This is a genomic window from Martelella mediterranea, from assembly GCF_004342225.1.
GTDB classification, from domain to species: domain Bacteria; phylum Pseudomonadota; class Alphaproteobacteria; order Rhizobiales; family Rhizobiaceae; genus Martelella; species Martelella mediterranea_B.
This window is the reverse complement of sequence record NZ_SMAR01000021.1, coordinates 42,037-65,999: the sequence shown is the minus strand read 5'-3', so window position 1 is coordinate 65,999 and position 23,963 is coordinate 42,037. Positions and strand designations below refer to the sequence as shown.

At 54.7% G+C, this 23,963-nt stretch carries 23 protein-coding genes; 9 read left to right on the top strand and 14 right to left on the bottom strand.

Features of this window, described 5'->3' with window-relative positions:
* Positions 1–51: 51 nt before the first annotated feature.
* On the bottom strand, positions 52–1,458 hold the full coding sequence (locus tag EDC90_RS13595; protein ID WP_132312553.1) for an NAD(P)/FAD-dependent oxidoreductase: 1,407 nt from the start codon (positions 1,456–1,458) through the stop codon (positions 52–54).
* Between the two features lie 198 nt (positions 1,459–1,656).
* Here EDC90_RS13595 and EDC90_RS13590 point away from each other — a divergent pair, with 198 nt between their 5' ends.
* From EDC90_RS13590 to EDC90_RS13560, 7 genes are all read left to right on the top strand, one after another.
* Entirely contained in the window at positions 1,657–2,250 is a 594-nt protein-coding gene (locus EDC90_RS13590) for a sigma-70 family RNA polymerase sigma factor (RefSeq protein ID WP_348633712.1), read from the top strand.
* Positions 2,247–2,954 (top strand): ChrR family anti-sigma-E factor, encoded by a 708-nt coding sequence (locus EDC90_RS13585; protein ID WP_132312543.1) that lies wholly within the window; start codon positions 2,247–2,249, stop codon positions 2,952–2,954. Before EDC90_RS13590 ends, EDC90_RS13585 begins: the two co-directional genes overlap by 4 nt.
* Before the next feature lie 31 nt (positions 2,955–2,985).
* Positions 2,986–3,396 carry a DUF2177 family protein gene (locus tag EDC90_RS13580; protein ID WP_132312540.1) on the top strand — a complete coding sequence of 137 codons (411 nt, stop codon included), beginning with the start codon at positions 2,986–2,988 and terminating at the stop codon, positions 3,394–3,396.
* A 58-nt stretch (positions 3,397–3,454) separates the two neighbouring features.
* Positions 3,455–4,054 carry an IMPACT family protein gene (locus tag EDC90_RS13575; RefSeq protein ID WP_132312538.1) on the top strand — a complete coding sequence of 200 codons (600 nt, stop codon included), beginning with the start codon at positions 3,455–3,457 and terminating at the stop codon, positions 4,052–4,054.
* A gap of 118 nt (positions 4,055–4,172) precedes the next feature.
* Positions 4,173–4,514 (top strand): hypothetical protein, encoded by a 342-nt coding sequence (locus EDC90_RS13570; RefSeq protein WP_132312536.1) that lies wholly within the window; start codon positions 4,173–4,175, stop codon positions 4,512–4,514.
* Between the two features lie 76 nt (positions 4,515–4,590).
* Complete coding sequence (locus tag EDC90_RS13565; protein ID WP_132312534.1) at positions 4,591–5,694, top strand: AbrB family transcriptional regulator; 1,104 nt, start codon at positions 4,591–4,593, stop codon at positions 5,692–5,694.
* 80 nt (positions 5,695–5,774) lie between these two features.
* A complete protein-coding gene (locus tag EDC90_RS13560; protein ID WP_132312532.1) occupies positions 5,775–6,752 on the top strand; it encodes a linear amide C-N hydrolase in 978 nt (325 codons plus the stop codon).
* Between the two features lie 91 nt (positions 6,753–6,843).
* Here the strand turns inward: EDC90_RS13560 and EDC90_RS13555 are convergent, their stop codons facing one another.
* Complete coding sequence (locus EDC90_RS13555) at positions 6,844–8,256, bottom strand: LysM peptidoglycan-binding domain-containing protein (protein WP_132312530.1); 1,413 nt, start codon at positions 8,254–8,256, stop codon at positions 6,844–6,846.
* A 183-nt stretch (positions 8,257–8,439) separates the two neighbouring features.
* Here EDC90_RS13555 and EDC90_RS13550 point away from each other — a divergent pair, with 183 nt between their 5' ends.
* Positions 8,440–9,060, top strand: coding sequence for a TIGR00730 family Rossman fold protein (locus EDC90_RS13550; protein ID WP_132312528.1), 621 nt, complete (start codon positions 8,440–8,442; stop codon positions 9,058–9,060).
* On the opposite strand, the gene rarD is transcribed toward EDC90_RS13550, so the two are convergent.
* From rarD to EDC90_RS13525, 5 genes are all read right to left on the bottom strand, one after another.
* Positions 9,047–9,994: an EamA family transporter RarD gene (rarD, locus tag EDC90_RS13545; protein WP_132312526.1), complete on the bottom strand. Its 948-nt coding sequence runs from the start codon at positions 9,992–9,994 to the stop codon at positions 9,047–9,049. The two genes, EDC90_RS13550 and rarD, sit on opposite strands and share 14 nt — an antisense overlap.
* Before the next feature lie 102 nt (positions 9,995–10,096).
* Positions 10,097–11,716, bottom strand: coding sequence for a citramalate synthase (gene cimA / locus EDC90_RS13540; RefSeq protein WP_132312524.1), 1,620 nt, complete (start codon positions 11,714–11,716; stop codon positions 10,097–10,099).
* Positions 11,717–11,754: 38 nt separating this feature from the next.
* Positions 11,755–12,258 (bottom strand): GFA family protein, encoded by a 504-nt coding sequence (locus EDC90_RS13535; protein WP_132312522.1) that lies wholly within the window; start codon positions 12,256–12,258, stop codon positions 11,755–11,757.
* Complete coding sequence (cysS, locus tag EDC90_RS13530; RefSeq protein ID WP_132312520.1) at positions 12,255–13,676, bottom strand: cysteine--tRNA ligase; 1,422 nt, start codon at positions 13,674–13,676, stop codon at positions 12,255–12,257. Before cysS ends, EDC90_RS13535 begins: the two co-directional genes overlap by 4 nt.
* Positions 13,677–13,912: 236 nt before the next feature.
* Complete coding sequence (locus tag EDC90_RS13525; RefSeq protein WP_207903911.1) at positions 13,913–14,371, bottom strand: Lrp/AsnC family transcriptional regulator; 459 nt, start codon at positions 14,369–14,371, stop codon at positions 13,913–13,915.
* Positions 14,372–14,499: 128 nt separating this feature from the next.
* Here EDC90_RS13525 and EDC90_RS13520 point away from each other — a divergent pair, with 128 nt between their 5' ends.
* A complete protein-coding gene (locus tag EDC90_RS13520; protein WP_165972840.1) occupies positions 14,500–15,645 on the top strand; it encodes an MFS transporter in 1,146 nt (381 codons plus the stop codon).
* A 66-nt stretch (positions 15,646–15,711) separates the two neighbouring features.
* On the opposite strand, the gene EDC90_RS13515 is transcribed toward EDC90_RS13520, so the two are convergent.
* The 7 genes from EDC90_RS13515 to rplI form a co-directional block, all read right to left on the bottom strand.
* Entirely contained in the window at positions 15,712–16,455 is a 744-nt protein-coding gene (locus EDC90_RS13515) for an SDR family NAD(P)-dependent oxidoreductase (RefSeq protein WP_132312514.1), read from the bottom strand.
* Between the two features lie 214 nt (positions 16,456–16,669).
* On the bottom strand, positions 16,670–18,160 hold the full coding sequence (purF, locus tag EDC90_RS13510) for an amidophosphoribosyltransferase (protein ID WP_132312512.1): 1,491 nt from the start codon (positions 18,158–18,160) through the stop codon (positions 16,670–16,672).
* A gap of 66 nt (positions 18,161–18,226) precedes the next feature.
* Positions 18,227–18,805, bottom strand: coding sequence for a CvpA family protein (locus EDC90_RS13505; protein WP_132312510.1), 579 nt, complete (start codon positions 18,803–18,805; stop codon positions 18,227–18,229).
* A gap of 85 nt (positions 18,806–18,890) precedes the next feature.
* A complete protein-coding gene (radA, locus tag EDC90_RS13500; protein WP_132312508.1) occupies positions 18,891–20,291 on the bottom strand; it encodes a DNA repair protein RadA in 1,401 nt (466 codons plus the stop codon).
* 21 nt (positions 20,292–20,312) lie between these two features.
* Positions 20,313–21,488 (bottom strand): alanine racemase, encoded by a 1,176-nt coding sequence (gene alr / locus EDC90_RS13495; protein WP_132312505.1) that lies wholly within the window; start codon positions 21,486–21,488, stop codon positions 20,313–20,315.
* Positions 21,489–21,550: 62 nt separating this feature from the next.
* Positions 21,551–23,044, bottom strand: a complete 1,494-nt coding sequence (locus EDC90_RS13490; protein ID WP_132312502.1) for a replicative DNA helicase — start codon at positions 23,042–23,044, stop codon at positions 21,551–21,553.
* Between the two features lie 263 nt (positions 23,045–23,307).
* Positions 23,308–23,937 carry a 50S ribosomal protein L9 gene (gene rplI / locus EDC90_RS13485; RefSeq protein ID WP_132312499.1) on the bottom strand — a complete coding sequence of 210 codons (630 nt, stop codon included), beginning with the start codon at positions 23,935–23,937 and terminating at the stop codon, positions 23,308–23,310.
* Positions 23,938–23,963 lie beyond the last annotated feature (26 nt).

The following is a 23,963-nucleotide window of genomic DNA, read 5'->3' as shown; positions in this document are numbered from 1 at the left end:
CAACGCGCTGCCCGCGATATCAGAGGCAGCATAAACAAGGCCGAAAACCACTTAAGAACGACCAGCAGCCTGTTCAAACAAACCGAGCCACTTCAGGCATAAGGCGGAAACCTGCTGCTTGGGTACAAAAATCCGTCCGGATTCATTTTCGACGGTCCAGGGACGGCGAACACCATTAATTGCCTCTGCCACGGCAAGGCCGGATTGAAGGCCGTCCTCATGAAATCCACTGCCAAAGTGAGCGCCACAATACCAGACATTTCCGCGCCCCTGAATGTGCCAGAGATCCTGTTGCGCGTTGATGGCTTCACGATCAAACAACGGATGCATGTATGTAAAATGGGCGTGAACCTTGCTTTCATCGATTTCGCTTGCAGGGTTCAGTGTCACGAATAGCGGATTGCGCTCATCAATATTCTGCAGACGGTTCATCCAGTAAGTGACGCAAAGCTTGCTCTGTCCGGCTTTGCGCTGCTCAAGATAATTCCAGCTCGACCAGACGGCCCGCCTTTTTGGCATCAGGGCAAAATCGGAGTGAAGGTATGCATCATTCACCGTGTAGCGGAATGAAGAAAGCAGAGACCGTTCCTGCGCGTCTGCATCGCCAAGCATGGACAAAGCCTGATCGCCATGGGTTGCAATCACCACATCCTCAAAGTGCTGTCTTTCACCACCTGCCAGTGTCAACCAGACGCCATTGGCATCACGCTGGATCGATTGGACGGGTATAGAGAGGCGAACAGGGCCGCTGATTTCAGAAATGATTTTCTCGACATAGTTCCGGCTGCCACCGGTGACCGTTCTCCATCCGGGCCTGTCTGTCAGGCTCAGAAGACCATGGCTTTCAAAAAAACGCGTGAAAGCCAGCAGAGGATAAGCACGCATTTTCTCAGAGGTGGTCGACCAGATGGCCGCTCCCATCGGCAGGATGTGATCGTCGACAAAGCGGCGCGAATAGCCCTTACTGTCGAGGTAATCACCAAGTGTGAGATCCTGAAAGTCCCGGCTTCTGGCGACGATCGGAGCGTCTCTGTAAAAGCGAAAAATATCGTAAACCATCCGCCAGAAGCTGAAGCGCAGAATGTTCGATTTCTGCGCAAGCATCGTCGCCACATTTGTGCCGCCATATTCAAATGCGCCATTGTCGAGCGATGCTGCGAAAGACATGTCCGAGATCTCGGTTTTAACGCCGAGATGCTTAAAGAAGGCCGTCAAATTCGGATAGTTCCGCTCGTTGTAAACAATGAAACCGGTGTCAACTGAAACCTGCTTTCCCTCAATGTCGACATCGACAGTATTGGAATGCCCGCCCGCGCGCTGATCGGCCTCAAAAAGCGTGACATTCGCGGACTTGCTCAACAGCCATGCGGCTGAAAGGCCGGAGATGCCCGAGCCGATGACGGCGATATTACCCGCTGCGCGGTGGCGTCTGGCGGTCTGGTTCACGTTCAAATGCATTGTGACAAAGTCCCTCATTGCTTTCTCACAATTACGTTCGCCTTTAAGCAACGGATTGAAAAACAGAAAAAATTATTGGAACCTGCAATCTGGGAGGCGAGCGCCACCGTATAGGATTGCATGCACGATATTGTTCAACATTTGCCTCCTTCCAATCACAGCGCCCGGCCGGTTCGCCGCAGGGGCGTTCGGCGCGTGATGACGACGGCCACCCCGACCGCGAAGGGCAACGATTTGGACGATCTGATAACTGCCGATATGACGCTTCATCTTGCAAGCGTTGGGCGATCCAGAGACATGCAGGCCTTTGAGGCGCTGTTCCGGCATTTTGGCCCCCGTATAAGGTCATTCATGCTGAAGCGCGCCTGCGATGGCGCTTTGGCCGAAGAGCTTATGCAGGAGACCATGATGATGGTTTGGCGCAAGGCTGATCAGTTTGATGCTGAGCGCGGAAATGCTGCAGCATGGATATTCACGATCGCCCGCAATGTTCGGATTGATAATCTGCGTAAATCAAAGCGGCCGGAGTTCGATCCCAACGACCCGGCCTTTGTTCCCGATGAGCCAGAGGCTCCAGATAGTTATTTTGAAAAGGACCAGAATGCTGAAAGGATAAGGCGCGCACTTTCGGAATTACCGGCAGAACAGGCCGATCTTCTGAAGATGTCGTTCTTTGAAGAACTGCCTCACAGTCAGATTGCGGAGAAAACCAATCTGCCGCTGGGAACTGTAAAGTCTCGCATTCGCGCAGCCTTTTCCAGGCTCAGGCACGCGCTTGGAGAAACACGATGACAACAAAAACAATCAAACACCATGTCAGCGACGAACTGCTTCTTGAATATGCAGCAGGTAGTCTCGAGGAAGGGTGGAGCATCGCGGTTGCCACGCACCTCGCTCTGTGCCCGGAATGCAGAAAACGGCTTGCTGCGATGGAAGTCGCCGGCGGGGCGATGATGGAAGCAATTGAACCGGAAACCGATGCCGATTTCGAAGAGAGTGCCTGGGCGGCAATGCTATCCCGGCTTGAAAAAGATGACGGCCCCGATCCTGTTTCGGCAAAGCGTATCCCGGAGAACACGGCTTCAGGCGCTGAAAAGCCATCTGCGGCTGATCTCGCCATACCTGAACCGTTGCGAACCTATATTGGCGGCTCGCTTGAAAACCTCAAATGGAAACGGCTCGGTGTCGGCGCATATCATTATCCGATTGCGACCGGTGATGAGAAAATAACAGCCCGGCTGCTGCGCATTCCTGCCGGAAAGCCTGTGCCTGAGCATTCGCATACCGGCCGCGAACTGACGCTCGTTCTGACCGGAGCCTTTGTCTCGGAAGGGGTTACCTTCGGGCCCGGTGATCTCGAGGAAGAGGACGACGACACCGTTCATCAGCCGATGGTGACACCGGATGCAGAGTGCATCTGTCTTGCCGTGACGGAAGCACCGCTGAAGTTTCAGAGCCGTGTCGTACGTCTTGTTCAGCCCTTCCTGGGGATATGAATTCTTTAAAAGGGTGGAGGAGGAACTTTCAATGCTGGCTTACATCATCGGACTGATCGCGACCGTTGTCGTTTTTTCCATCCTGGATTTTATCTGGCTTGGAACAGTCGCCTTCAGTTTCTATGAGTCGCATATCGGCGATCTTCTCCTCTCCAGTCCGAATTGGACCGCCGGATTAACTTTTTACTTTATGTATATGATCGGCATATACTATTTTGTCGTCATTCCCGGTGTAAAGCATCGTTCAGCACTTCGCGGGCTGTTAAACGGAGCCATATTCGGCTTCATGGCTTATGGGACCTATGACCTCACCAACATGGCGACACTTTCGGGTTGGTCGTGGAACGTCGTGATCGTCGACATGATCTGGGGCACGTTTGCAACCGGTCTTACAGGTTTTCTGGCGTCCTTGGCAGCCCGGCGTTTGACCGCCAGCACTTGACATATCGTCGGTCAAGGCGGTCTAACGCCTTCATCTGATCGCCGGATGAAAACCAACGATGTTTGTACTGACCGAAACCTTTACCAGCGAGCGGGAAATCAAAAAGAGCCGTTTCGCGACCATTGCCGCCCTCATCAGCGATGAGGCGGCGGCGAAAGCGTTTATATCTGCCAACAGTTTCACAGATGCATCTCACAATTGCTGGGCATGGAGGATTGGTCAGCAATATCGCTTCTCCGATGACGGAGAACCCGGCGGAACCGCGGGAAAACCTATTCTTCAGGCAATCGAAGGGCAGGATATCGATCAGGTGTGCGTTCTGGTTTCACGTTGGTTCGGCGGCATAAAGCTGGGCGCCGGTGGTCTCATCAGGGCATATGGCGGCTCAGCCGCCGAATGCTTGAGATTAGCACCGAAGCAAACGGTCATCGCAACAACAGAGTTGCAGATCGAAGTTTTGTTTACCGACCTGGCACTGGTCGATTCGCGAATTCAGTCCGTTGAAGGGCTGAGTTTGAAAAACCGAAATTTTGACGAAAAAGGCGCCGTGTTTACGGTCAGCATTCCGGATGATCATCTGGTTTCGCTTGCCATCTTATTGCGCGACCTCACGAATGGCCGTGCTGTGATAACGCCGGATGTGCTGGCCGAAACTTGATAGAGCAGGCAATCATTTAGCCAACAAGAGACTTGTTAAGTTCTTCGACATGGGGAACAACTGCGCTTTAAAGATATTAGAGATATATAACATTTTCTGATCCAACCGGAGATTCCCCATGCGCGCCTCACTGATTATTCTGTCTCTTGGCCTTGCAGCGACTGCTTGTACGCAGCGCTCTGAAACCATCGGCGCGATGGCTGTATCTCCGCAGCCTTTCATGGCGCAAAGCTGCGAAAGTCTTGATCGTGATTATGCTGATGAAAAGGCCAAGCTCAAACAGCTCTCACTGCTTCAGGATGATGCGATTGTCGCTGACGTGCGCGTTCTGGGAGCAAGCCTTGGAAGCGTACCGCAGACGGGTTCGGTTGATAAGTCAGCGGCAATTGCCTACACCAAAGGGCGCGTAAACGCTATGGATGTTGCGATGCGTCAGAAAGACTGCCCGCAAATCCGCTGAACTGGCTTTTCATTGAAAACCGACCGGGCGATCTAGCCAGAAGAGACTGACACCCAATAAGCAGGCCAGTAAGCCGATGACTGCCGAACATGAGCCGCAAACAGACCCTGCGCATGCGGCTTCGCTGCCGGAAAGTGGCAAGACATCGTTTCATCTCTGGGCTGCGCTTGCGTGCGTCTCCGCTGTCTTTGTCTGTCTCATCGAACTTATCGGCCTTCCTGCTGCTTTGCTGCTGGGGCCGATGCTCGCGGCTATCCTGTTTTCCGGGCTGGGCCATAAAATAGAAGTACCGAAGCTACCATTCAATCTGGCTCAGGGCGTGATCGGCTGCCTCATAGCACGCACGATCACCTGGCCGATTGTGCAGGAAGTCAGTGCTGACTGGATGATCTTTGTCACTGGTGTTCTATCGGTGGTCTTTGCCGCAGTTGGTCTCGGCTGGGTTCTGGCGAAACTGAAGGTGCTGCCGGGCACCACTGCGATCTGGGGTTCATTTCCCGGCGCAGCAACGGTCATGACGCTGATGTCAGGATCGTTCGGCGCAGATATGCGGCTTGTCGCCTTCATGCAATATACGCGCGTCGTCATTGTAACGATCGTGGCAGCCACAATCGCTAAAATATGGACCGGGGCCACGGGTGGCGAAACGGTTATGATCGCCTGGCTGAGCGAACCGCGCTGGGGACCGCTTTTTCAGACGCTGGTTATGGTTATCGGCGGTGTTTTTCTGGGCAGGTGGTCCAGGTTGCCTGCTGGTGCCATGATTGTGCCGGTTCTTCTCGGCTCTTTACTCAATGTCCTGGGCGTTATTGAAATCGAGCTTCCTCAGATATTGCTTGCAATATCTTATGCATTTGTAGGCTGGGGCATCGGATCGCGCTTTGATCGTGAAGTCATTCGGCATGCGGGCAGGGCGCTGCCGCGTGTCCTTGCATCCATTCTGGCACTGATCATCGTTTGCGGATTCTTTGCTGCCCTGCTTGTTGTTTTCGTCGGTATCGATCCGCTGACCGCTTATCTTGCCACCAGTCCCGGAGGTGCGGATGCCGTCGCGATTATCTCGGCTTCAACGGATGTCAATGTGGCCTTTGTGATGTCTATGCAGATTGCCCGCTTCTTCTTCGTGATGGCGCTCGGGCCAATGCTTGCCCGCTTTGTGGCTATACGCAGCCATCTCTGATCCCAAAAAAATAACATTGTTATCCCGAGGGATCGACGTTAGCTTCTGCTGACAGTTTTGCATTTCGCAGGAGGACAACCATGTGCACGCGTATTTTCTACGAAACGGGTAACCAGACGTTTATCACAGGCCGTTCTATGGACTGGCGTGACGTGGAAATGGAATCCGATCTCTGGGTCTTTCCACGCGGTTTAAAACGCGATGGCGGCGTTGGCGAGGGGTCTGTGAAATGGACGTCCAGATATGGCTCCGTCATCGTCGCTATTTATAATCTCGCGACATCTGATGGCATGAATGAGGCCGGTCTGGCAGGCAATATGCTTTATCTCGTCGAGTCGGCCTATGGCGATTCAGATGAGCGTGGAAAACCACTGATCTCCGTGGGGGCCTGGCTTCAGTACATGCTTGATAACTTCGCCACGGTGTCAGAGGCGGTCGCTGCGATGCAGGGCGACCCTCTGACAGTTATTACCGGCGAAGCACCCAATGGCGCGCCAGCCAGCGTCCATCTTGCTCTTTCCGATGCCTCAGGCGACAGCGCAATCTTCGAATTTGTCGATGCCAAATTGCATATTCACCACAGTCGCGATTATCGGGTTATGACCAATTCGCCGGTCTATGACCAGCAACTGGCCATCAACGGTTACTGGAACCTGGTGGGTGGCAAAAACTTCCTGCCGGGAACGGTCAACGCGGCCGATCGCTTTGCCCGGGCAAGTTATAATCTTCGCTCGGCCACACCTTTGAAAGACCGGCGTGCTGCGCTGGCTTCCGTCTTTTCGCAGGTTCGTGCAATCTCTACGCCGCTTGGCATGTCCGATCCTGAAAAACCGAACATTGCCTCTACGCTTTGGCGTACGGTCGCTGAGCACGAACATAAACGCTATTACTTCGATTCCGTGATCAACCCGTCTGTGTTCTGGGTCGACCTTGAAGAATTCAATCTTGCTGAAGGTGAACCGTCCAGAAAGCTCGGCCTCAACAACCCTAAAATTCCGGGCGGTGATGTTGCCGGCCAACTTGAAGCAGCAGAGCCGTTTGAATTTCTGGTGCCCTGACAGGTACGGTGAATTGAGAACGCAATCGCGTTTCTTTTCAGATGAAAGGCGGTGATCTTTGATCACCGCCTTTAACTATTTCGCTATCCGATCATCGGTCCGCAGGGGGCAATGCGTCAGGCCCGACATGTTCACCGCTCAGTAACCGCCGATGGATGGACTCGGCTTCACCGATGGGCAGCGGCTCAGGTGGCAGTGAGAAGACCTGACCGGGAAGGATGACATTCGGATTGGCGATCTGTGGCTCGTTCGCCAGATAGATCGTCGTATACCGGACGCCACGGCCATAAAACCTGCGGGAAATGCGCCAGAGATTGTCGCCACGGCGAATGATTACGGCATTGTCGCTTTTTGTGAGCTGAGGCTGAACGAAGGTTTGCGTGCCATCGGAACCGGTTTCGGTCCGCTGGCCCTCTGTTGCGGATACCGCCGCGATCTGATCACCTTCCGGCCGGTCGAACGGAACAACTGCGCGGGCAATGACATTGTTATCGTCATCCAGCATATCGGCCCGCACAGTATGCAGTCCGACCGGAACACTCACCTTCTTTTCGAGAACGAAATTGCTCTCAACATTCACTTCGCTTTCGCTCAGAAAAGTGTCGTCGAGATAGCCGCGAACCCTTGCCCCGGCCAGACCTTCACCCGCGATGAACAGGGTATCCCCCTCAATTTCAACAGCCTTGATCCGAACCGTTGGCGCAACCGGCTTTTCGCGCGCTTGCGACGTTGCGGCATCGCCGGTCGTTTCATCGCCCGTATTGACCGTAACCGGCGGCAGCTCAGTGTTCTGGCTCTGCACAGGCGCGCCGTTATCCGAGGACATAGTCTGCTCAGCGTCAGCGCTTTCCTGGTCCTTCTGGTTTTCAGCAATCATCGTATTGCCATTGGTTTGAGGCATCGCTGTTTGCTTCGGCTTTGGCGTGTTGACCAGTTCCGAGGCTTTTCCGGGCTCGGTAATAACGGCCAGAAGTTCGCCATTGCTGGTTTCCGGAATCGAGATTGTCGCGGTCTGTTCAGAACGCACTGTACGCCCGTCAGGCATAGATAGCTGAAGGTAGATCAGATGGTCACCGGGTTTCAGCGGTGTATCGATAATCGCGACAAAATTTCCCTCTGCGGTCACTTTGGAAGAAACAAGCGTATCGTCGTTTTCTTTGACGTCGAGTTCACCCAGTGGCTCCGCCGCACCGGCGATAACAGCTGTACCATCAGGCCCCACACGTAAAACATCGAAGGTCGGAACGCGCAAAACCGCTTGCTGTTCTGGCCGGCTTTTTGTTGTGTTCTCATCGAACGCTTCAGTTGTCTGCGTTTCGGCTTTTGTGCTTTGATCCGGCGTGCTGGAAGAACCAGAATCCTCGGTCTGGTCGCCGGTCATTGCGGCATCAGGTGGGGGCGGAGCAGAGGAGGTGTTCTGCTTTTGCCAGTAATACCAGGTTCCTGCTGCAATCAATAAGAGCAGAACCACGAGAATAAGCGGGAGCGTTTTTCTTTTTTCCATTCTTTTCTCCAGAAAACGCCGAACGGATGCGCGCAGCTAATCTGCTGAAAACGCTAGACATGCAGCGAAACGAGTACAAGCCTTCTTTAACGCACATACTGCGGTTGCACACGGGAAAAGCCCATTTGTGATCGATTTGCAATGATCTTGACCGATGCAGCGCAAATACGCTTGAGTGAAACCATGAAAACAGAACAAGATCCGATTCGACGTATTTGCGTATATTGCGGCTCCAGACCGGGCAGTCACCCGGCCTATATGGCTGCGGGAAAAGCACTGGGTGAAGCAATCGCCCGGGCGGGTTATGGCCTCGTTTATGGCGGTGGCACAAAAGGCATCATGGGCGCTGTCGCAGAAGGCGTTCTGGAGCATGACGGGCATGTACTCGGCATTATTCCGGAATTCCTCGTGGATATGGAAGCGACACGCGACCAGCTCGAGAAACTCGACGAACTTGTCATTACGCCTGATATGCATCAGCGCAAGCACAAGATGTTTGAGCGCTCCGATGCTTTTGTGGCCCTTCCAGGTGGCATTGGCACGCTTGAGGAAATCGTGGAAATCATGACCTGGGCACAGCTCGGGCGTCACTCAAAGCCGATGATTCTGGGTAATGTTGACAGCTTCTGGGACCCGATGATCCAGCTGATGGATCACATGCACGGGCAGGGCTTCCTGCACACCAGCCATCAGGTTCGCCCACAATTGATCGATGAAATCGGTGATATTCTTCCGGCCATTGAAGCCATCTGGGCCGCTGAGAACGGCCGTGATGGAGAGGCTGAGGTCATCAGCCGCCTTTGAGTTTGCGGCTTCGCCGCGTTCTGAACATGGACAGCGTATAGATAACCAGCGCTGTCCAGATCAGCGCGAAGGCGCTCAGCTTTGGTAGTTCCAGAGGCTCGCGAAAAATTAAAACCGCGACCAGAAATATCATGCTCGGCGCGATATACTGCATGATGCCGATCGTCGAAAGTTTTAGCAGCTTCGCAGCGTTCGCGTAAATCATCAGCGGTATCGCAGTCGCCGCACCACAGCCCACGAGAAGAAGGGCATTGCGTAGAGAATTCAGAAAGTGTCCGGAGCCGGTTGCCTCAAGATAAATGATATAGGCAAGCGCCGGGCCGCTCATGATAAGTGCTTCAAGGGTAAAGCCGGCATTTCCGCCAATCGGAACCAGTTTTTTCAAAAGCCCGTAAAGCCCGAACGACACAGGAAGGGCCAGGGCGACAAGCGGAAGACTGCCCGTCTCGATGGTCAGAATCATAACGGCGCAAAATGCCAGGCCGATGGCCAGGATCTGCCCTTTGGTGAGCTTTTCGTGCAGTATGATTGCCGCCAGTGCAATCGAAAAAAGAGGATTGATAAAGTAGCCGAGTGCTGCATCGACTGTGTGTGCATTGCTGACGGCCCAGATGTATACGCCCCAGTTTATGCTGATGAAGATACAGCAAAGCGCAGCCAGCGCCAGCATGCGCGGACGCCTGATCGCCGCACGGACATCCCGCGTCTGACCGGCAGCCAAAATGACGACACCGGCAAAAGGAAGCGACCAGATGATACGATGCGCCAGTACTTCCATTGGCGGGAGATCGGAGATCAGCTGAAGGTACAGCGGCAGAAGGCCCCACATCATATACACCGAAAGCGCAAGTATCAGGCCAGGTAGCGTATCTCCATCCGCTGGCTTTCCGTTTGAAACTGTTGTGGCGGCGGGCTCTGGTGGATGCGCTGACATGGCATGATCTTTCAAAAAAGCGAATAGCGTTCAATAAACGTTCGTTTGATTAAACGCCAGCCGCCTTCATTGCAGTATCAATCAAAGAAAATGATGGCAGCACTATTCTGCAGCAGCGCGACCGGCCATCTTCCGGTTTTTCATCAGCTTGAAGACAATCGAGTCGACCAGCGCCTGGAATGAGGCATCGATGATGTTTTCCGAGACACCGACGGTCCACCAGCGCACGCCATCGTCGTCGATGCTTTCGATGAGAACGCGGGTGATCGCATCCGTACCTCCATTGAGGATACGCACCTTGTAATCCGCCAGTTTGAGGTCGGCGATTTCGCTCTGGAACTTGCCAAGATCTTTGCGAAATGCGCGGTCGAGCGCATTCACCGGGCCGTCGCCTTCCGAAACGGACATGACCGGCCTGCCGTCAATATCGAGCTTCACCACCGCTTCCGAGACGGTCTTGATGCGGCCATGGCTGTCATAGCGGCGCTCAACCATGACGCGGAAACTATCGACGTGAAAGAAATGCGGAACCGAGCCCAGCTCCCTGAGCGCCAGAAGCTCGAAGCTGGCATCGGCGCCTTCATAGGCGTAGCCGGCGGCTTCGCGTTCCTTGACCATCGCAATCAGCCGGTCGAGGCGCGGGTCGTCTTTAGAAACGACAATACCTCTTTTCTGCAGTTCATTGATAAAATTCGATTTTCCGCCCTGATCGGAAACCATGACGCGACGCATATTGCCAACCTGTTCCGGGTCGACGTGTTCGTATGTTTTCGGATCTTTGAGCAGTGCAGAGGCGTGAATGCCGGCTTTGGTGGCAAAGGCAGATGCGCCGACATAGGGTAGCTGCGGATCCGGCGCGCGGTTCAAAAGCTCGTCGAAGCCGCGTGAAAGGCCGGTAAGCTCGGTCAGCCCTTCCGCGTCGATACCCAGCACGAAGCGGTTCATGTAGCGCGGCTTCAGCGCCAACGTTGCAGCAAGCGTGATGATGTTGGCATTGCCGCAGCGTTCGCCGATCCCGTTCAGCGTGCCCTGAACCTGCCGCACCCCGGCACGAACGGCGGCAAGCGAATTGGCCACGGCCTGGCCCGTGTCATTGTGGGCATGGATACCGAGAAACGTGCCGGGAATGCCGGCGGCAATGACGTCGGCGACAATCTCGGTGACCTCGTCCGGCTGCGTACCGCCATTCGTATCGCAAAGAACGATCCATCGCGCGCCGGCGTCATAGGCCGTCTTCGCGCAGGCGAGGGCATAGTCCCGGTTTGCCTTGTAGCCGTCGAAGAAGTGTTCGCAATCGACCATGGCCTCCTTGGCTGCAGCGGCGACAGCTTTGACGCTTTCGCAAATGCAGACGAGGTTCTCATCGTTCGAAATGCCAAGCGCAACATCCACATGGTAGTCCCAGCTCTTGGCGACCAGACAGACGGCATCGCTCTGGCTGTCGAGGAGTGTGGCAAGGCCCGGATCGTTGGAAGCGGAAACACCGGCGCGTTTGGTCATGCCGAAAGCGGTCAGCTTTGCCCGCGTAGTGCGCCTTTCAGCAAAAAACGCAGTGTCGGTAGGGTTTGCGCCGGGATAACCGCCTTCGACATAATCGATGCCGACCGCGTCGAGCATGCCGGCAATGGCAATCTTGTCCTCCACCGAAAAGTCGATGCCCGGCGTCTGCTGGCCGTCGCGCAATGTGGTGTCGAACAGATAGATGCGTTCGCGCTTTTCCATGTCGTGGGTCTCCGTCCCTAAAACTGGCCTTTTCGGCCTTATTGTCCGGCAGTCGTTTTTTCGTTTTCCGGCCATTTTTCAGTATCATGGTCGGGGTGCTGGTGGTTGCTGGCGGCAATCGCAGCAGTGCCGCCAGGCAGGTCTGAGCGGTCGGTTGGTATCGCGCGAAGGCCAGCGAGTTCATGAAAGAAGGGAACCCGAGCCTCGACGCCGTCCTGTGAGACTGGCGACAAGGCTTTGGGATCATCCAGACTGCCAAGCGTAACCGCAATCGAGTCAGCGCTTATAGTTTCGAAAAACAACGGCGTGCCGCAGTCCGCACAAAAGCCACGCCGAACCTGATCAGAGGAATGAAACCAACCGGGCGCACCCCGCGTCAGGCTGAAATCATCACGATGTGCACCGGCAAGCGGCATGAAGTAGTTGCCTGAGGCCTTCTGGCACATGCGGCAGTGACAGATGTGAGGGTAGGAGAGTGCACCTTTCACATGGTAGCGCACCGCGCCGCACTGGCACCCGCCGGAGAGGACCGATGTCGTCATCGCTTGACCTCCCATGTTGTCTCGCGTTCGCCGGTTTCCTTGTTTTTTGAGTCTTTTAGCTGAATGCCCTGAGATGCAAGCTCATCGCGGATCCGGTCTGCCTCCGCCCAGTTCTTGTCGCGGATGAAGGCGAGTCTTTCATCGACTCTGTGCTGGATTGCTGCGCTGGTGCTTTCATCTATGCGCGCCTCATGACGTTGCAGCCCAAGCAGTTGAGCGCTTGCTGCAAAAACCGGCAACAACGCAGCATCGGAATTGGCTTTTTGTGCCAGCGCATGAAGTCTTTGAATAGCCGATACCGTGTTGAGGTCATCCGACAGAGCCTCTAGCATTTTTGTGTCCGGCTCTGCTTTTTCGTCGCCTGCTACCGGCCACTTTGAGATCAGACGCTCAGCCTCTTCCAACCGCTTCACCGAAAAATCGATCGGCTCGCGATAATGCGTCATCAGCATGGCCAGCCGGAGAACTTCACCGGGCCATTTGCGACCGCCGAAATTTGTCGTCTCCAGAAGCTCGTGGATGGTGAAGAAATTGTCCTCCGACTTCGACATCTTCCGGCCTTCGACCTGCACAAAACCGTTATGCATCCAGACATTCGCCATCGTATGGTTGCCGTGAGCACAGCAGGACTGGGCGATTTCGTTTTCGTGATGCGGGAAAATCAGATCCAGCCCGCCGCCATGAATATCGAAGGTCTCGCCGAGATGTTTTTCCGACATCACCGAGCATTCGATATGCCAGCCGGGACGGCCATTAATCGTGACGGTTTCGCCGTCATGGTTAAAAACCGCATCCCAGCCCGGTTCATCAGCCGCGCTTTCCTTCCAGAGAACAAAATCTGCCGGGCTCTTCTTGTGGCTTTCAACAGCGATACGGGCTCCGGCCTGCTGGTCCTCAAGGTTGCGACGCGACAATTGCCCGTAATCGGGCATTGAAGGAACGCTGAACAGCACTTCGCGGCCTTCGGCGCCGTTGGCGATATAGGCATTGCCCTTGTCGATCAGTGTCTGGATCATCGCTGCCATGCCGTCGATATGTTCGGTGGCGCGTGGCTCGACAGACGGTTCTATCACGCCCAGAGCTTCGACATCCTTGTGGAACTGGTCGGCGGTTTTCTCCGTCACCTTGCGGATGGCCGCATTCAGCGGCAGCTCCGGATAATCGCGTTTCGCGCGGGCATTAATCTTGTCGTCCACATCGGTGATATTGCGGACATAGGTGACGTGCTGCTCGCCATAGAGGTGGCGCAGGAGGCGGTAAAGCACATCAAAAACGATGACGGGGCGGGCGTTACCGATATGGGCAAAATCATAAACCGTCGGCCCGCAGACATACATGCGCACATTGTTCGGATCGATCGGCTCGAAATCCTGCTTCTCGCGCGTCAGTGTATTATAAAGTCTGAGGGGTGTACCCATCCTATTCTCCCGAAATCAGTCAGCTCAGTACATCAAAAGAACCAGCGCCCCGGCCGGGACGTCTGTCGAATGAGTTGATTTCAGGACAGGAACGACCGACCAGCGAGAACGCTAGTGAATAATAATGCAGCAAATGCAAATGGTCGTTTTCATGATGGTCTTATGCCTTTCGGCCTGCGGTGAGTCAAGCAGGCTTTGCCGGTGGTTTTGAGCCACTTCCACCGCGTTTGCGCCAGTCAGTTCCAGCCGCGCTCAGGATCGGGTGATGGGCCGCGTTCAAGCGCTGTATTCAGCACGATATGACTGCGGGTTCTTAAAACACCATCAATGGCTTGCAGTCGTTTGAGCAATGCCTCAAGCTCTGAGGTGTCACGCGTGCGGGCTTTGAGGATATATCCGGTTTCACCCGCAACGCTGTGAATCTCCTCCACATCTGCGACCTGCTGAAACGCCTCAAGCATGGATTGCTGCCGCCAGCTATCGGTATCAACATGAATAAAAGCAAGAAGCGGGCAGCCAATCAGTGCTCCGTCCAGACACGCCACCGTTTTTGTTATAACGCCGTCACGTTTCAGCCGCTTGACCCGCTCGTGAACGGCAGGTGGTGAAAGCGCGACCTTTTCACCGAGTTCAACGAAGGACCTGTCTGCATTGTCCGCCAGAAGCGCTAATATCTTTCGGTCTTTCTGGTCCATTATGGGAACGGCTCTTCCTGATCTCTGAATGCTATTCGTTTTTTGCCGCACGACTGCCTGTTCGCTTGATCGTGAATTATGTTCGGACATACTGCGGCTATCCAGAACACAATTCAACGAGCTATTTCTTGCAAAATAAAAACCTGAAGCCGCTTAAATTGTCAGCGCTGATACTTGGTGTTTTTCTCATTGGCGCGAACTCATTCATCCTCGGCCCGATCCTTGGCGATGTCGCTCAATCTCTGAATACCAGACCGGTTGCGATTACGCGCGCGATCTCGGCGTTCGGAGCCGCCGCAGCTTTTTCGGCTTTTTTTCTGTCCGGATTGATTGATCGGATCGATACCCGAATCATACTGACGGGTTCAGTGACTTTGATCATGATCGCCTTTGCCGGGTCCGCAATCAGCATAAACTGGCAAATGCTCGCACTGTTTCAGGCTCTGGCGGGTTTTTCGACAGGCATATTGCTGCCGGCCATTTATGCAGAAGCCGTTATGAGCGCGCCTGAGGGGCAGGGCGCGCGCGTGCTGGGTATCGTGCTTTCGGGGTGGTCTATCGCTCTTGTTGCCGGTGTTCCGGTATCAGCGCTTTTAAGCGACGTCCTGAACTGGCGGATCGCCTATACGGTTCTGGGAAGCCTGGCTGCCGCGCTGGCGATCGCCGTTCTTGGTCTGAAAACAAACCGGCCTGCGGAAAAGGCCCCGGCACTTTCCAGAGTGCAGGCACTACGGATCGCAGGTGCGAAAAGCCTGCTACTCACCGGTCTTTTGTTCATGATTGCCTTTTACGGCACATATGCCTTGCTCGGTCACCATATCCGGGAGGTACAGAACCTTAACGCGACGCTCGCCAGTACTGTCGTGATCGCATATGGCATTGGCTTCGGTCTTGGCGGAGCATCCGCCCGTCAGGTTGACAGGCTTGGTCCCGGACGGGCGTTTCCGTTTTTCCTGCTCGCCTCGATGGTGCTCTACCTCGCTCTCATCGCCGCAACGCACACATTGCTGGCTTCGCTTGGTGTCGCGTTCCTGCTTGGGATCTCAAACCACTTCGGCATCAGTCTTGTGGTTTTGCGTCTTGCTCAGCGTAACCCGCATGCAAGAGGCACACTCATCGGGCTCAATACAACGGCAACATATGTGGCCGTTTTCTTCGGTCCTCTGATCATGAGCAGTCTTTATCAAGGGGTAAACTTTTACGCTGTCTGCGTGCTTGCAGGTGCCTTGCTCGGCACCTGTGCGCTTCTGATGTGGCGCATCCGCAAATTATAGCGGCACCACAAATGAAGAGAAAAGACATCGGACACTTGCCGCGCAAAGCGCGCGGTCACGGCCTGATCATGAAGGCAAACGGTAATCCTTCAAACGTTCATCGCGAAAAACGTAAAGCTTTCCGCTTTCCTGATACTCAGGCGTCGTCAAGGGCAGTATCTTTGCCGCAACTTCGGAGGGATGTGGCAATGTCATCGGATCTTCTCCGGGGGCAGCCTGCGCGCGCATTGCCGTGCGGGTGCGTCCTGGATCGAAACTTGTGACTTTGATTGGCGTATGCGCCGTTTCTCCCGCCCATGTGCGTGCCAGCGCTTCAACGGCCGCCTTGGACGCTGAATAGGGGCCCCAGAATGGTTTGCAGCTGTGCGCAGCGCCCGACGAAAGAAAGACGGCGCGGCCGGCATCCGATTTCAGCAATAGTGGTTCCAATGAGCGGATCAAACGCCAGCTTGCCGTCACGTTGATTGTCATGACCTGCTCGAAGACCTTGGACTCGATGTGCGAAAGCGGAGAAACCACACCCAGAACGCCCGCATTGGCAACAAGAATGTCCAGTTTGCCCCAGCGCTTGAAGATCGAGCCACCAAGGCGGTCGATGGCTGCCATATCGGCAAGGTCCATCGGCACCAGCGTTGCCGAGCCATTGCCGTCTTCCTTAATGGCATCATCCAGTTCTTCCAGACCACCAACAGTGCGTGCACAGGCAACAACATGCGCACCGGCTTTTGCCAGTTCCAGTGCCGTAAAGTATCCGATCCCACGCGAAGCGCCGGTGACGACGGCAAGCCGTCCTTTCAGATCAAACGTCATCATAAAATCCCGCTGACATTTTAAAACTCTTACTCGAGTCTTTAAAGCAATCGTTACGTCCGCTGGTTCGCGAACAGGCATTTTCTCAAGGGTTACAAAGACAAATAAACAGGGAAAAGCGTGAATTGCTCTTTCCCTGTTTCACCATGTCTTACATTCAAAAACCACCCTGCATGAGCCGGGCGCTGCGCGTTGAATATTTTGCAGCGACTAATCAGCCGTTTCCGGCCAGCAACTCAACCTTACTGAACTCTGTTTCGTGTTCCTTATCCAGAAGCCTGGTCGGATAGTCGCCGGTAAACTGGTGGTCTGTAAACTGAGGCAGCGCGTTGTTTCGCTTCTCCCCGCCAACTGCATCATAAAGACCGTCAATTGAAAGAAACTGGAGGGAGTCGGCTCCGATAAACTCGCACATATCTTTCAGTGTTTCGTGATTGTTGGCGAGCAACTTGTCGCGATCGGGTGTATCGATACCATAATAGTCCGGATAGAAGATCATCGGGCTTGCAACGCGGATATGGACTTCTTTCGCCCCGGCTTCACGCAGCATCTGAACAATCTTCACCGAAGTTGTACCACGCACGATCGAGTCATCGATCAGCACAACGCGGCTGCCAGAGATAACAGCGCGGTTGGCCGAGTGCTTCAGCTTGACGCCAAAGGCACGGATCTGCTGTGTCGGCTCGATAAAAGTGCGCCCGACATAGTGGTTACGGATGATACCAAGTTCGAAGGGTATTCCGCTTTCCTGCGCATAACCAATTGCTGCCGGTGTGCCGCCATCGGGTACCGGCACCACAACATCGGCGTCGACCGGCGCTTCCTTGGCCAGATTGAAACCCATGTTCTTGCGCGTCTGATAGACATTTCTGCCACCGACAACGGAATCAGGCCGGGCGAAATAGACATATTCGAAAAGACAGAGGCGTTCCGGCTTCTTCAGGGCCGGCTTTCGCGAGTCAATGGACACCGAACCGTCGGGCTGAAGCTCGCAAATAATAACTTCGCCGTTCTCGACATCGCGTACGAATTTCGCGCCAATGATGTCCAGCGCACAGGTTTCCGAGCAGAAAATGGGTTTGCCGTTGATTTCGCCCATGACGAGCGGGCGAATGCCGTTCGGATCGCGTGCGGCAATCAGCTTGGTGCGCGTCATCGCGATCATTGAATATCCACCTTCCATCTGATTGATGGCATCAATGAAGCGGTCCGATGAGGTTTTGGCGCGCGAGCGGGCAATCAGGTGCAAAACAACTTCTGTATCTGAAGTTGACTGGCAAATGGCACCATCTGAAATCAGCTTGCGGCGCATCGACAAACCATTGGTGAAATTGCCATTGTGCGCAATCGCGATACCGCCCACTTCCAGCTCGGCAAACAGAGGCTGCACGTTGCGAAGAACGGTTCCACCGGTTGTCGAATAGCGCACATGGCCCATGGCCAGCGCGCCCTTCAGGCTTTCAAGCATGGCCGGATCTGTGTAGTGATCGCCAACAAGACCGAGATGGCGCTCGGACCGGAACTGCTGCCCATCATATGACACGATACCAGCTGCTTCCTGGCCGCGATGCTGCAGAGCATGGAGACCCAATGCGGTCAACGCTGCCGCATCCGGATGGCCCAAAATGCCAAAAACGCCGCATTCTTCATGCAACGTGTCATCATCCAGGCTGAAATTCTCATCAAGGTCAAAACTGTCTGTCATTTTCCGATCCGGCATTCGCATACCCCGGAAGGCAGCGCGAAGAGTTGGAGTGTACCGGGCGTCATATCACGACGCCCGATCGGTGTCCGGTACGATTGCGACAACTTTTTTATCAGCCATCGCCAGAATGCGCTCCTGCTCCGTATAAAGGGACGAGGCCTCGAGATTTCCCCCCGGACGCAACGTTTCCAGTTTTGCCGCCAGTGAGTCGAGCACCGGCTTCGATTTGGCGTTCGTTATCCAATCGGGGCTTTGTGCGTCGCCAACAAGCCAGTTCCAGAATGCAACAGCGACGACAAGGATAAGCAATCCACGGAAAAGACCGAAAACAAATCCCAGTGAACGGTCCAGTACACCGGCCCGGCTATCGATTACAAAATCGGCCAGTCGGGTCGTAAGGAAGGAGAAAATCACCAGAGCGACCAGAAAGATCACCGCAAAAGCGCCACCGATTGCCAATCGCGCGTCCCCCAGAAAACCTTCAAAGGCGGACTGCAGAAACGGGTAGCCGAAATAAGCGATAACCGCCGACAGCCCCCATGCCAGAATCGCAAGCACTTCGCGTGAGAAACCGCGGATCATCGCAAGAACAGCGGAAAACAATATCACGCCAACAACAATCAGATCGAACAACGTGACTGGCATTCAGGGCTCCGCTCGTCCAATGGCCGTAATGTCCCGGCCTCATTTTTCTTGTATGTGGCCCTGGGGCCGAATTCTATGGTTCAGTTCAGTCTTCAGACGCATCGCCACTTTTCGATTTCGAACCGGCTATCATCGCAACCAGTTCGGGCAAAGCACTGAGCTCTTTTAAACCGTTCTTGTGACCGTTTGCAATTTCCGCCGTTCCCAACGGCAAAAGCGCGCTTGAAAACCCTAGTTTCTGCGCTTCTTTCAACCTCTGGGCAGCCTGGGCCACGGGGCGAATTGCACCCGACAGGCTTACTTCGCCGAAATAAACGCTATCAGGCGGAAGAGCAAGTCCGGCCAGAGATGAAATCAGAGCTGCGGCAACCGCCATATCGGCAGCAGGTTCAGTAACCCGATAGCCACCGGCTATATTCAGATAGACATCGTGGTTTCCAAGGCGGACTCCGCAATGCGCCTCAAGAACCGCCAGGATCATTGATAGCCGCGCCGAATCCCAGCCCACAACCGCGCGCCGCGGGGTTCCGAGAGACGTTGGCGCGACGAGGGCCTGCACTTCCACCAGCACAGGCCTTGTGCCTTCCATTCCTGCAAAGACTGCAGCGCCGGGTGCTTTGTCATTGCGCTCACCGAGAAAAAGCTCGGAGGGGTTTGCGACTTCCCGAAGTCCCTTGTCTCCCATCTCGAAGACACCAATTTCATCGGTCGCGCCAAAGCGATTTTTGACAGTTCTGAGGATCCGATAGTGGTGTCCGCGTTCACCTTCAAAATAGAGAACGGCATCAACCATATGCTCGACAACACGCGGACCGGCAATCTGGCCTTCCTTCGTGACATGTCCCACGAGAACCATCGCAGCACCGGTTTGCTTGGCAAAGCGGATCATGGCCTGAACGCCGGTGCGCACCTGCGTCACCGTGCCAGGTGCTGCCTCCGCCTGATCACTCCACAGGGTTTGGATGGAATCAATAATAACCAGATCGGGGCGGGGGCCACTGGCAAGCGTGGCCAGAATATCTTCGACATTGGTTTCAGCGGCAAGCAGAACCTGTGTATCGGAGGCGCCCAGCCTCTTGGCTCTCAGACGAACCTGCGCGATGGCCTCTTCACCAGATACATAGATGACACGTTGATTCTGGCGTGACAGGGCGGCAGCGGCCTGCATCAGCAAAGTCGATTTTCCGATACCCGGATCGCCACCGACCAAAACAGCCGAACCGCGCACAAAACCACCACCGGTAACACGGTCCAGCTCCGCGATATGGCTCCCGATACGCGGCGCTTCCTCACTTTCGCCATCAAGGGCAACGAGGGCGACCGGACGGCCTTTCTTTGGCGCGCGGGCAGGGCCGCCGCCAATACCCGCCGTCGGGTTCTCCTCGACAATCGTGTTCCATGCGCCGCAGGAATCGCATTTTCCAGCCCAGCGCGGATGTACCGTTCCGCAATTCTGGCAGATGAACTGTATTTTCGTTTTGGCCAAGGCTTCGCTTTGTCTCGCTGATCAGGAAGGCTGGATATAGCGACGCTGATACCGCAAACCAAGAGATGTCAGAATTTCGTACCCGATTGTACCGGCGGCCTCTGCCGCCTCATCCACCGGAATATGAGGGCCGATCAGTTCAATAAAATCACCCGGTCGGATTTTGCTTTCCGGAACGTCGGTCACATCGAAGATCGTCAGATCCATGGTGATGCGGCCTGCAATCGGAACCCGGTGGCCAGCGATATAGCCATGACCTTCGATTTTTACGGCGTCGCGCACTGGCGTTCCGGACCCGGATTGAGCGCGCATATAGCCGTCAGCATAGCCGGTGGCGACGATGGCCAGCCGGCTGTCCCGTTCAAGCTTCCATGTCGCCCCATAGCTTACCGTCTCACCGGCTTTCGCATTGCGGATCTGAAGAATACGGGCTTCGGCCGTTGCAACGGTCTTCAGCTGTTTCGCGGTTCCAGGCTGCGAATCGCCACCATAAAGTGCAATTCCGGGCCGGGTCAGGTCGAAATGATAATCAGACCCCAGAAAAATTCCGGCGGAGGCAGAAAGGCTTGTTTCAATCCCCTCGAAGGCGTCCGCAATCAGCCTGAAACGCTCCAGCTGCTCGCGGTTCATTTCCGCGTTTGCATCGTCGCCACACGCCAGATGAGACAGGATCAGAACCGGTGAAAAGGTTGCCGGACGCGCCGTATCTTCGGCAAGCTCCAGCGCCTCTTCAACGCTCAGGCCCAGCCGGTTAAATCCGGTATCAACCTGCAGGGCACAGGGGTGTTCACCGTGCTCGCTGGTGACCGCAGAGAAAAGGGCAATCTGCTCGCGGCTGATCAGCACAGGAACGAGATCGTAGTCGAAGAAAAATTGCTCAGAGCCCGGCCACATACCGGAAAGCACGAAGATACGGGCTTCCGGGGCAAACGTCCTGAGGTTCGCCCCTTCCTCCGGCAGCGCGACAAAAAAATCGCGCGCACCTGCTTCATAAAGGGCCTCTCCAACATCCTCAACACCAAGACCATAGGCATCGGCCTTCAGCACAGCAGCTGCTCTTGCCGAGCCTGAAAGACGCTGCATTGTCTTCCAGTTCTCGACAATTGCGCCAAGATCTACCGTCAATCGCGAAGCCGCGCTCTCAAATGCTTCAGCCTCAGCCTCTTCATCAATAAGTTCGTTCGAATAATCCGTCATAAAATCGCCGTTCGTTGCGTTCCCGGCACGATCATAGCGTTATCCGCACAAATCGCACGCGATTATTCGTCAAAACTTGAATATGACGGATCGGCCAGATCGGCAAAGCGCGTATACGCTGCCTGGAAGGCGAGGTTTGCGGTACCTGTCGGTCCGTGACGCTGCTTGGCAATGATCACGTCCGCAGTCCCTCTGACCTTTTCGTACTTCATCTTCCACTCATCGTAAGCGGGATCGTCCGGGTCGCGCGGCTCAAGGTTCTGAACGTAGTATTCTTCTCGATATACGAACAACACGACGTCAGCGTCCTGCTCGATTGAGCCGGATTCACGAAGGTCGGAAAGTTGCGGACGCTTGTCCTCGCGATTTTCGACCTGACGTGAAAGCTGAGACAGGGCGATAATCGGGACATTAAGTTCCTTGCCAAGCGCCTTGAGGCCAGTCGTAATCTCGGTGACTTCCTGAACACGGTTTTCGCCGGACTTTTTCGAACCCGTCATCAACTGAACATAGTCGACAACAAGCAAATCGAGGCCGCGCTGCCGCTTCAGGCGGCGGGCACGCGCAGACAGCTGGGCAATGGAAATGCCACCTGTCTGGTCGATGTACAGCGGCACTTTCTGCATGGCCTGCGAACAGGCAACCAGTTTGTCAAAATCGGCTTCGGTAATATCACCGCGACGGATTTTGGAAGAGGAAACCTCGGTTTGTTCTGAAATGATACGGGTTGCGAGCTGTTCGGCCGACATTTCGAGCGAATAAAAGCCGACAACGCCGCCTTGTTTGGCCTCAATGGTGCCATCCGGTTTCACCTCCGGCTCATAAGCCGAGGCGACATTCCAGGCTATGTTTGTTGCCAGAGAGGTTTTACCCATACCCGGACGTCCAGCGAGAATAATCAGGTCGGAGCGCTGCAAGCCGCCCATTTTTTCGTCGAGCGTGTTCAGCCCGGTGGAAATGCCGGAAAGATGTCCGTCATTTTCAAAAGCCTTACCGGCCATATCAATGGCGATCGTGACGGCGTTCTCAAAGCTTGTGAAGCCGCCTTCGTAACGCCCGGTCTCGGCCAGAGCAAAAAGCTGCCGCTCGGTGTTTTCGATCTGCTCCATCGGCGGCAGGTCAATCGGTGCATCGTAAGCTGTATTGACGATGTCCGAACCGATATCGATCAGCGAACGACGCAATGCCAGATCATAGATCGTGCGACCGTAGTCTTCAGCGTTAATGATCGTAACCGCTTCGGCTGCCAGCCGTGCCAGATACTGCGCTACCGTGAGATCGCCAACCTTGATGTCGGCGGGCAGGTGGGTTTTGAGCGTGATCGTATTGGCGATTTTGTCCATTCGGATCGTATCGCCGGCAAGCTCATAAATCTTGCGATGAAGCGGCTCATAGAAATGCTCGGACTTCAAAAAGTCCGAAACACGGAAAAACGCACTGTTATTAACCAGAATCGCGCCCAGAAGAGCCTGCTCTGCTTCCAGGTTGTTTGGTGCTTCCCGCTGCTGTGGTGCTCCGGCCTGATTGAATGAGGATGGCGGCGCAAGATCGTTCATAGCGTGTCCGGTTCGGCTTCGTGGAAAACTTGTCGTGGAAAGCATAACGCAAAGAAACGCTCACCGCACGGTAAGATCGGTTCTCAACAGCAATCCACAAGGCAAACGGGGTGCGCCGAAAGATCCGGCAAGAGGTGCCAGCGCAAAGCCTCAAAGCGAATCAAACGGCTACGGAAAGGTTTTTATAAAATCGATGAAGAAAAAGAAAAAGCCCGGTTTCAGCGGAAACCGGGCCAGATCTTAAAGTGAGAACAAAACGAACCTTATTCGCCTTTGTTTTCTTCTTCTTCTTCCGACTCAGAAGCAGCCTCTTCGCCGTCCTCTTCATCGAGATCATAGTCAGCATCCGGATTGAAGAAGTCTTCCGGACGAAGCGCATCTTCATCAACGCCGTAAATGGCATCAGCTGAAGTGAGGTCTTCACCCTGCAACTGACGCTCGGCTTCTTCAGCGGAACGGGCGACGTTCAGTTCAACGGTGACGTAGACTTCGGCGTGGAGTTGAATCTCGACCTTATGCAGGCCAACCGTTTTGATCGGGTTGTTGAGAACGACCTGGTTACGGGTGATGTGGTAGCCTTCTTCGCCGAGGATTTCGACGATATCGCGGGTGGCAACTGAACCGTAGAGCTGACCGGTTTCGCCAGCCGCGCGAACAACGATGAATGACTTGCCATCAAGCGTGTCAGCAATCTTCTGCGCTTCACTGCGGCGCTCAAGGTTGCGGGCTTCAAGAACAGCGCGTTCAGCTTCAAAGCGTGCCTTGTTGGCATCGTTGGCGCGAAGGGCGCGGCCGGTCGGCAGAAGGTAGTTACGTGCATAGCCATCACGAACCTTTACGGTTTCGCCCATCTGACCGAGCTTTGCGATGCGTTCAAGCAGAATAACATCCATTTTGATTTCCTTTCAGGTGTTTTGTT